General features: G+C 68.5%; 6 protein-coding genes and 1 pseudogene. 5 read left to right on the top strand and 2 right to left on the bottom strand.

All coding sequences use genetic code 11. From position 1 onward, the window contains the following. Positions 1 to 383 precede the first annotated feature (383 nt). Positions 384 to 1358 (bottom strand): endopeptidase, encoded by a 975-nt coding sequence (locus tag A9W96_RS02050; protein WP_067137670.1) that lies wholly within the window; start codon positions 1356 to 1358, stop codon positions 384 to 386. 65 nt (positions 1359 to 1423) lie between these two features. After that, a complete protein-coding gene (locus A9W96_RS02045) occupies positions 1424 to 2191 on the bottom strand; it encodes a TVP38/TMEM64 family protein (RefSeq protein ID WP_067137666.1) in 768 nt (255 codons plus the stop codon). Positions 2192 to 2371: 180 nt separating this feature from the next. Here A9W96_RS02045 and mutA point away from each other — a divergent pair, with 180 nt between their 5' ends. From mutA to A9W96_RS02020, 5 genes and pseudogenes are all read left to right on the top strand, one after another. Next, positions 2372 to 4249, top strand: coding sequence for a methylmalonyl-CoA mutase small subunit (gene mutA, locus A9W96_RS02040; protein WP_067137664.1), 1878 nt, complete (start codon positions 2372 to 2374; stop codon positions 4247 to 4249). 5 nt (positions 4250 to 4254) lie between these two features. Next, the gene (scpA, locus tag A9W96_RS02035; protein ID WP_066865896.1) at positions 4255 to 6519 is read left to right on the top strand and encodes a methylmalonyl-CoA mutase; all 2265 of its coding nucleotides are present in this window, start codon (positions 4255 to 4257) and stop codon (positions 6517 to 6519) included. A 95-nt stretch (positions 6520 to 6614) separates the two neighbouring features. Further along, positions 6615 to 7594, top strand: a pseudogene (gene meaB, locus A9W96_RS02030) (methylmalonyl Co-A mutase-associated GTPase MeaB). Positions 7595 to 7646: 52 nt separating this feature from the next. Continuing rightward, positions 7647 to 8933: a serine hydrolase domain-containing protein gene (locus A9W96_RS02025; protein WP_067137660.1), complete on the top strand. Its 1287-nt coding sequence runs from the start codon at positions 7647 to 7649 to the stop codon at positions 8931 to 8933. Positions 8934 to 9174: 241 nt separating this feature from the next. Next, positions 9175 to 10061 (top strand): acyltransferase (locus A9W96_RS02020; RefSeq protein ID WP_082972003.1); only part of this gene is annotated, 887 nt, incomplete at its 3' end.

Raw genomic sequence — 10061 nt, 5'->3', positions numbered from 1 at the left:
GCGCGGTCACCGCCGTCAGATGCCAGGTGTCCAGCCAGGGCCGCACCAATTCGGCGACGGAGAAGTTGCCCCGGGCCTGGCGGGGGCGGGGGCGGATCCGCACTCGCCACGGCCGCGCCGAAACCCGCCGCGGCGACCCCAAGGGCGCCCGCGAGCAACGAACCGGCGATGAGTTCTCTGATCTTCACTGGGTCCATCCATCCTCTCTGTCGACGTGTTCCTGCACCCGGTCGGCGCGAATTCGGTCTGCTCGCACCGCGTTTACCGGTCACCGTGCCCCCGCGCCGGCGAGCCGGAGGCGATGGCCCGACGGTAGGAAGTCAGCCTGAAGCGGACCTGAAGATGAAGGGAATGCAGCGCCCCGGGGCGCTAGCCAGCGCCCGTCAGCGCGGGGAAGCCGGCGCGGTCACCGCCGTCAGATGCCAGGTGTCCAGCCAGGGCCGCACCAATTCGGCGACGGAGAACTTGGCCCGGGCCGCGCACCCGGCCTTGGGGGTATAGGGGTCGCCGCCGCGGATGAGGATGCCGACGGCGCTGACTGTGCCGTCCTTTTCGTAGTGATACACCGGGCCGCCCGAATCGCCGCACCGACCGCTTGCCAGGAACACGACCTTGCTGCCGGTGATCTCCACGATCTGCCCGCAGGCGTCGGCACCGGAGCCCATGCCGAACTTGCACAACTGCTGGCCGATCTGCAGGTTGGTGGCCACACCGGTGACCGCCAACGACGAGGCGATCGCCGAGGACTGGGGAATGTTGTCGCCGTCCAGCGCGATCAGGCCGATGTCGTGCTGCTCGTTGTGCACTCCCTCGTTGACCGTCTTGCGGAAGGTGCCCACCGTCGCGTAGGGCAGGACGCCGCCCAGGTTCATCGTCACCCTGCTGGGTTGCCCGGGGCGGTTGCAATGCCCGGCGGTCAGAATCCCGGCCGCGCCGCCGCTGGTGTGCACCAGAAAGCCTGCGGTGCAACCCATTCCACCCGAGCCGTCGGCGTAGGCGACGTAGATTCCCGCCCCGGGGCCCACCGCACTGGCGGCGGGCAGATCGATCGGCGCCAGGACGGGCGGCGGCGGCGCCGACTGCTGCGCCGGCGTGGTGGCCCTGGGGTACAGGCAGACGGCCGTCACCAGGGCGGTGACGCTGCACACCGCCGCGAGGGTGAGCAATGAGGTATGGATCCTGGCGCGGCGGGGGTGCACGCGCAAGCTGGCGAGCAGGCTCCTCTTCGGCTTGCTACGCAGCTCGCCCGGACCGGGTAGGAACCCCAGCATGGCGAGTACCGCCAACACCAGGGCGCTCAGGGGCAACGCGACAGTACGAGCCGGCGAGTATGGCGTCCCCCAGCTCGCGACCTCCATCGCGTACACCACTCCATTAGATCGATCTTTGCCGCACCGCGCGGCGGTCTTACCGAAGTTGGTGATCAGCTGACGGCGGCCGGCTCGGGGGAGGCTTCCTCGTCGAGCGGACGGCGCGCACGGCGGTGGTGCCGACGGAAGTGGCGGATCTCGACGGTCAGCCCGGCCAGTCCCAGCGCGCTGGTGATCGCCGACACCAGATACAGCAGCGCGCTGATGTGACCGGCGAGCGCATCGCCCAGGACGACCACGGCGGTGGTGCCGGGCAGCAACCCGGCCAGGGTCGCCACCGCGTAGGGCAGCACCCGCACGCTCGACGCGCCCGCGGCGTAGTTGAGCGCCGAGAACGGCACCGCGGGAATCAGCCGCAGCGACAAGATGGCCAGCCAGCCTCGTTGCCGCAGGCGCTCTTCCACCGTTTCGATCGATCGGTAACGCGCCAGCCGGTTCAGCCGCCAGCCGGCCGCGCGCACCAGCAGCAGCGCGATCATCGCGCTCGCGGTGCTGGCGACCACCGCGATGGCGACCCCGAGCAGTGGTCCGAACAGCAGTCCGGCGGCCAGGGTGAACGCGGTGCGCGGAACGGGCACCACCGTCACGACGATGTGGGCGATCAAGAACGCCAGGGGGAACCACGGTCCGACGGACTGCGCCCAGTCGCGCATCTGCACCGGCGAGGGCAGCGGAAGCCACGCCGCCAGCACCACCAGCGCTGTGATGCCCACCACTGTCCAGGCGATCCGCGACCGCGACACGCTTCGCGCGGCGACGCCGATGGCGCAGCCGAGATCGCGCAGCGTTTCGGTGATTTTGCTGGTGGCGGAACCCGTCACGGCTTCCTAGGGTACGGGGCGCGGGTGAATAAGGCGTTGCCAGACGCTGGTGTTTCATCGGCAATCGTGACCGCCCGCCGCACCTGGCGGTTTTTAGCGACGAGCGGTCATCAATTAGCCTCAGTAGCTAGTGGTATCCCCAGAGTTGTAGCCCCAAATGCTGGGAAAAGGGAGCAATCGGTGTCCATTGATGTACCCGAGCTCGCCGACCTAGAACAGGTTCGCGGGCGTTGGCGCAGTGCGGTCGCCGGTGTGCTGGCTAAAAGCACCCGGAAGGACCCCGAGCAGTTGGGGGACGCGCCCGAGCGGCTGCTGGAAACCCCGACGTATGACGGGATCGCGATCCGCGCGCTCTACACCGCGCTCGACGAATTGCCGGAACCGCCGCTGCCGGGCGAGTGGCCCTTTGTGCGCGGCGGCGACGCGCTGCGCGACGTCAAGTCCGGCTGGAAGGTCGCCGAGGCGTTCCCCGCGACGCCGGTGCCCGGTGTGGCGGCAAAGGACGTCAACTCCGCGGTGCTCGACGCGCTCGGCAACGGGGCCGGCGCCGTGGTGCTGCGGATCGGGGAGTCGGGCGTGGCGCCCGACCAGCTGGGCGAGGCGCTCGAGGGCGTCTACCTGAGCATGGCGCCGCTGATCCTCGAGGCCGGCGCCGACTACGTGGCGGCCGGCGACGTGGCGCTGGCGCTGGCGGACGCGGTCGAACCCGACCAGCGCGCCACCCTGTCGATCGACCTGGGCGGTGACCCGCTGAGCGCGGCGCTCAGCGAGCGGCCCGCGCCGAAGATCGAGGACGTGGTCGCGGTGGCCAAGCGGGCCGTCGATCACACCGGGGTGCGCGCGATCACCGTCGACGGGCCCGCCTTTCACAACCTCGGCGCGAACGCGACGTGGGAGGTCGCCGCGAGTGTGGCGGCCGCGGTGAGTTACCTACGGGTGCTCACCGAATCGGGGCTGGAGATCGGCCAGGCGTTGCGGCAGATCAGCTTCCGGTTCGCCGCCGACGACGACCAGTTCATCACGATCGCCAAGTTCCGCGCCGCCCGCAACCTGTGGGCGCGCGTCGCCGAAGTCGTCGGCGAGCCGGACGCCGGCGCGGCGGTCGTTCACGCCGAGACGTCGCTGCCGATGATGACCCAGCGCGACCCGTGGGTGAACATGCTGCGCTGCACCCTGGCCGCCTTCGGTGCCGGCGTCGGTGGCGCCGACTCCCTGCTGGTGTTCCCGTTCGATGTGGCCATCGACGGCGGATTCCCGGACGTGGCAACGAGTTTCGCCCGCCGCATCGCGCGCAACACGCAGCTGCTGCTGCTCGAAGAGTCACATGTGGGCCGGGTGCTGGACCCGGCCGGTGGCTCCTGGTTCGTAGAGGACCTCACCCGCAGCCTGGCCGAGCAGGCCTGGGAGCATTTCCAGGCCATCGAGGCCCACGGCGGATTCACGCAAGCCCGCGATTTCATCGCCGGTCAGATCGCCGAGGTCGCCGCTCGCCGCAGCGACGACATCGCGCACCGCCGGACGGCCATCACCGGCGTCAACGAATTCCCCAATCTCACCGAACCGCCTTTGCCGCAAAGCGATTCGACGTATTCGCCGCTCGCCGCCGGGAAGCTGGTGCGTTACGCCGCAGAGTTCGAGGCGTTGCGGGATCGCTCCGACGCGTACCTGGCCCGCACCGGATCGCGCCCGCAGGTGCTGTTGCTGCCGCTGGGTCCGCTGGCCGAGAACAACATCCGCGCGACGTTCGCCTCGAACCTGCTGGCTTCCGGCGGTATCGAGGCGATCAACCCGGGAACGGTCGACGCCGACGGTGTCGGCTCGGCGGTGACCGATGCCGGGTCGCCGACGGTGGCGGTCATCTGCGGCACCGACAAGCGCTACCAGGCCGAGGCCTCGGGCGTCGTGCGGGCGGCGCGGGACGCCGGCATCGCGCGCGTCTATCTGGCCGGGCCCGACAAGGCCGTGGCCGACGCCGAGCACCAACCGGACCAATTCCTGACCGCGAAAATCAATGCGGTGCAAACTCTGTCGGATCTGCTCATAAGGCTGGGGGCGTAGTTACGATGACGACCACTGCACCTGCTGTCGGCAGCTTCGCCGACGTGCCGCTGCACAGCGAGCGGGCGATTGCACCGGCGACCGAAGCCGCCGTGAAAGAACACGTGGCCGCGGCGGCGGCTGCGCATCTGTACACACCCGACCAACTGCAATGGCAGACACCGGAAGACATCGACGTCAAACCGGTCTACATCGGCGCCGACCGCGCCGCCGTGGAGGCCGACGGGTATCCGCTGCACAGTTTTCCCGGCGAGCCGCCGTTCGTGCGCGGGCCCTATCCGACGATGTATGTCAACCAGCCGTGGACGATTCGGCAGTATGCCGGCTTCTCCACCGCCGCGGAGTCCAACGCGTTCTACCGGCGCAACCTGGCCGCCGGCCAGAAGGGCTTGTCGGTGGCCTTCGACCTGGCCACCCACCGCGGGTACGACTCCGACCATCCGCGCGTGCAGGGTGACGTCGGAATGGCCGGTGTGGCAATCGATTCCATCCTCGACATGCGCCAGCTGTTCGACGGCATCGACCTGTCGACGGTGTCGGTGTCGATGACCATGAACGGCGCGGTGCTGCCGATCCTGGCGCTGTATGTGGTGGCCGCCGAGGAGCAGGGGGTGCCGCCGGAGAAGCTGGCCGGCACCATCCAGAACGACATCCTCAAAGAGTTCATGGTGCGCAACACCTACATCTATCCGCCCAAGCCGTCGATGCGCATCATCTCCGACATCTTCGCCTACACCAGCGCGAAGATGCCGAAGTTCAACTCCATCTCGATCTCCGGCTACCACATCCAGGAGGCCGGTGCCACAGCCGATTTGGAGTTGGCCTACACGCTGGCCGACGGGGTCGACTACATCAAGGCCGGCCTGGACGCCGAGCTGGACATCGACAAGTTCGCGCCCCGGCTGTCCTTCTTCTGGGGCATCGGAATGAACTTCTTCATGGAGGTCGCCAAGCTGCGCGCGGGCCGGCTGTTGTGGAGCGAGCTGGTGTCCCAGTTCAACCCGAAGAACGCCAAATCGCTGTCGCTGCGCACACATTCGCAGACCTCCGGCTGGTCGCTGACCGCGCAGGACGCCTTCAACAACGTCGCCCGCACCTGCATCGAGGCGATGGCCGCCACGCAGGGTCACACCCAGTCGCTGCACACCAACGCGCTCGACGAGGCGCTGGCGCTGCCCACCGACTTCTCGGCCCGCATCGCCCGCAACACCCAGCTGGTGCTGCAGCAGGAGTCGGGCACCACGCGGCCCATCGACCCGTGGGCGGGCTCGTACTACGTCGAATGGCTGACGCATCAACTCGCGCAGAAGGCCCGCGCCCACATCGCCGAGGTCACCGAGCACGGCGGCATGGCCCAGGCCATCAGCGACGGCATCCCCAAGCTGCGCATCGAGGAGGCGGCCGCGCGCACCCAGGCCCGCATCGACTCCGGCATCCAGCCGGTGATCGGGGTCAACAAGTACCAGGTCGAAGAGGATCAGGAGGTCGAGGTCCTCAAGGTCGAGAACAGCCGGGTGCGGGCCGAGCAGCTGGCCAAACTGCAAGAGCTGCGGGCGAATCGGGACCAGAGGGCCGTCGACGCGGCGCTCGCGGAACTGTCGCGCGCCGCGGCCGCCCATTCCGGCGCAGCCGGTAAGGGGGACCGAGACGGGTTGGGCAACAACCTGCTGGCGCTGGCTATCGACGCGGCCCGGCACAAGGCCACCGTCGGCGAGATCTCCGACGCGCTGGAGAAGGTGTATGGCCGCCACCAGGCGGAGATCCGTACTATCGCCGGGGTCTACCGCGACGAAGCTGGAAAGGCCACGAACATGGCAACCGCGACCGAACTCGTCGAGAAGTTCGCGGAAGCCGACGGTCGCCGCCCCAGGATCCTGGTGGCCAAGATGGGCCAGGACGGCCACGACCGCGGCCAGAAGGTGATCGCGACGGCGTTCGCGGACATCGGATTCGACGTCGACGTCGGATCTTTGTTCTCCACGCCCGAGGAGGTGGCCCGCCAGGCCGCCGACAACGACGTGCACGTGGTCGGGGTGTCCTCGCTGGCGGCCGGTCACCTGACGCTGGTGCCCGCGCTGCGCGAGGCGATGGCCGAGGTGGGACGGCCCGACATCATGATCGTGGTGGGCGGCGTCATCCCGCCGGGTGACTTCGACGAGCTCTACGAGGCCGGGGCCGCCGCCATCTTCCCGCCCGGGACGGTGATCGCCGACGCCGCAATCGGCTTGCTGCACAAGCTCGCCGAGCGGCTGGGTTACGACATCGGCTAAATGGCTGACGATCTCTTCCGCGAGCGTAAGCACGCCGCGAAAAATCCCGGCCGAATCCGCAGTGTGCTTACGCTCGCGGGCCAGGAGAACTGGAAATGAGCTCGGAGCTGGCCGAGGCGGTCCGCAACGGCGACCGCGCGGCCTTGCCGCGGGCCATCACGCTGCTGGAGTCCACCCGCGCCGACCACCGCGAAAAGGCGCAGCAGCTGCTGCTGGAGCTGACGCCGGACTCGGGCAACGCCTATCGCGTCGGCATCACCGGGATCCCCGGGGTGGGCAAGTCCACCAGCATCGAGGCGCTCGGCATGCACCTGATCGAGCTGGGCCACCGGGTGGCGGTGCTGGCCGTCGATCCGTCATCGACGCGGACCGGCGGCTCGATCCTGGGCGACAAGACCCGGATGGCGCGCCTGGCAATGCATCCGGATGCATACATTCGGCCCTCGCCCACCTCGGGCACCCTGGGTGGGGTGGCCAAGGCCACCCGCGAAACGGCGGTGCTGCTCGAGGCCGCCGGCTTCGACGTGATCCTGATCGAGACCGTGGGGGTCGGTCAGTCCGAGGTGACGGTGGCCAACATGGTCGACACCTTCGTGCTGCTGACCCTGGCGCGTGGGGGCGACCAGCTGCAGGGCATCAAGAAGGGTGTGCTGGAGCTGGCCGACATCGTCGTGGTGAACAAGGCCGACGGCGATCACCTCGCCGAGGCCCGGTCGGCGGCGCGCGAGCTGTCCGGGGCGATCAGGCTGATCCACCCGCGTGAAACGCTCTGGCGGCCGCCCGTTCTCACGATGAGCGCGGCCGAGGGGACCGGCCTCGAGGAACTGTGGGACACCATCGAACGGCATCGCCAGGTGCTCAGCGAGGCGGGGGAGTTCGAGGCGCGCCGCCGGGAGCAGCTGGTCGACTGGACCTGGCAGATGGTGCGCGACACGGTGCTGGACCGGTTGTTGTCCAGCCCGGCGGTGCGCAAGATCCGCGCCGACGTGGAGCGAAAGGTCAAGGCGGGGGAGCTGACTCCCGCGCTGGCCGCCCAGCAAATATTGACGGCCGCGTCGGGCTAACGGATAGGTAAATAATCTAGATTTCGCTCCTACCGGTTGTGTAATGGAAGTAAATTCAAAGTTGTGACGGTGGATACCCGAGTCGATCGCCGCGCGGTCCGTGTCCACGATGACCTTGACGCAGGTCATCGTGTGTCCGGCGCGGCGGACTCACACTTCGGTTGCGTCGTTCGTAGTTTCGCCAGCATGTTCCCCGCGCGCCGATTCGGTGGCGGGGCGCTGGCCGTCTATGTCGACGGCCAGCCCGTCGTGGACGTCTGGACGGGGTGGGCCGACCGGGCCGGGCAGCGGCCGTGGACGGAGAACACCGCCCCGATGGTTTTCTCGGCGACCAAGGGGATGGCCGCCACCGTCATCCACCGGCTCGCCGACCGGGGGCTGATCGACTACGACGCGCCCGTTGCCGAGTACTGGCCCCAGTTCGCGGCCAACGGCAAGGCCGACATGACCGTGCGCCAGGTGATGCGACACCAGGCCGGCCTGTCCGGCCTGCGCGGCGCCACCCAGGAAGAACTGCTCGATCACGTCGTGATGGAGGAGAAGTTGGCTGCGGCGGCGCCCGGACGGCTGCTGGGCAAATCGGCGTATCACGCGCTGACCTTCGGCTGGCTGATGTCCGGCCTGGGCCGGGCCGTGACCGGCAAGGGCATGGCCACGCTGATCCGCGAGGAGCTCGCCGAGCCGTTGGGCACCGACGGGCTGCACCTCGGCCGGCCGCCGGCCCAGGCGCCGACGCGGGTCGCCGAGATCATCTGCCCGCAAAACGTGATCGGGAACCCCGTCGTCAGCTACGTGACGCGCAAGGTGGCCAACGAGATGTCCGGGGCGTACCGGTCGATGTACTTCAAGGGTCTGATCGCCGCCGTTCAGGGCGACACCCCCTTGCTGGACGCGGAGATCCCGGCGGCCAACGGCGTAGCCACGGCGCGCGGGCTGGCCCGGATGTATGGCGCCATCGCCAATGGCGGCGAGGTGGACGGCATCCGCTTCCTGTCCCGTCAGCTGGTCGCCGGCCTGACCGGGGAGCGGAGCCTGCGGCCGGACCGAAACCTGTACGTGCCGTTAGCTTTCCACTTGGGATATCACAGTTTGCCGATCGGCAGTGTGATGCCCGGCTTCGGTCACGTCGGGATGGGTGGCTCGCTCGGATGGGCCGACCCCGCCTCGGGGGTGGCGTTCTCGCTGGTGCACAACCGGCTGCTGACACCTCTGGTGATGACCGATCACGCGGCGTTCGTCGGGATCTATGCATTGATCCGCCGGGCCGCGGAAAAGGTGCGCAAGCACGGCTTCCGCCCGGTCACCGAGTTCGGTGCGCCGTTCGCCGAGCCGGGTGCCGTCGCCGGCTGACGCCCAACGACGCCGAGAGGCGCTGAAAGAGTCTGGCCGCACCCGCACGGGTGAATTGCGAGCGCTGTACTCTGTGCGGGTGTTTGCCCCGTCCATTTCCGTGCATTCCGCGGTGTCGCCGGAATGCCGGTCAGTGATCTGCGCTCTGGGGGCGCGCTGATGGCCGGACGGCGATATTCGCAGCCAGGAAAGCGGCAAACTCAGGTCGCCTGGTCGAACGCATCGGAATCGAAACCCGTATATGAGTACGAACCCGAAAGTTCCCGGCCCCCACACGACGACCCGCGGCCGGCCAGAGCGGCCCCGGGCGGCTAGCCCCAGACTCGCGCAGGTATTCGACGCACGCAACAACGCACTGAACGCTTGGCGATTGGTGCTGGCGTCGGGCGTCATCCTCCAACACTCATGGCCGCTGACCGGCCGCAAATTGCCCGCACTGGGCGAGCAGCTGCTCACCCAGGTGTGGGGCGACGGGTTTTTCGTCGTCTCGGGATTCCTCATCACCTCCAGCTGGGTCCGCAACCCGCGCCTCCGCGAATACTTCGTCGCCAGAATCCTGCGTATCTTCCCTGGACTGTGGGTCTGCCTGGCGGTGGTGGCCTTCGTCGCCGCCCCGATCGGGGTCGCGATCCAAGGGGGTTCGGCCGCCAGGTTGCTGCTCTCACCCGCACCGATCACTTACTGGCTGAACAACGCGGTATTGAACGTCTATCACGCCGGCATCGACGGAACGCCCAAAAATGTCCCGTTCCCGGGGGTTTGGGACGGGGTGCTATGGACCCTCATCTTCGAGATGTTCTGCTACATCGCCGTTGCCGTCGCCGGCGTGGCCGGCCTGTTCAATCGTCGGTGGCCCGCGCCGGTGGTGTTCGCATTCTTCCTGGTGGCCGCGGTGCTCGTGTCATATCCCGTTGCGGCGGTGCCGACGCTTTTCCAGATGATCACGCGTTTCGCGCTCGTGTTCGCGGCGGGCGCGGTGCTGCATGAGTTTCGGGACGTGATTCCCGCTCGATGGTCACTGGTGGCCGTGAGCGCCGCCATCGTCGTGGTGGCCGGCGTGCTGGTGCCCAACTATCGGATACTCGCCGCGCTTCCGCTGGCCTACGCCGTCGTCGTCTCCGGCGCGCT

It is taken from the genome of Mycobacterium sp. 1245852.3 (assembly GCF_001669335.1).
GTDB lineage: Bacteria > Actinomycetota > Actinomycetes > Mycobacteriales > Mycobacteriaceae > Mycobacterium > Mycobacterium europaeum_A.
The sequence above is the reverse complement of the archived record's forward strand: the minus strand, read 5'-3'. Positions and strand labels throughout refer to the sequence as shown.

Coding starts and splice junctions, on each gene's coding strand:
- scpA (WP_066865896.1), top strand. CDS start 4,255: ATGACGACCACTGCACCTGCTGTCGGCAGCTTCGCCGACGTGCCGCTG.
- A9W96_RS02050 (WP_067137670.1), bottom strand. CDS start 1,358: ATGGAGGTCGCGAGCTGGGGGACGCCATACTCGCCGGCTCGTACTGTC.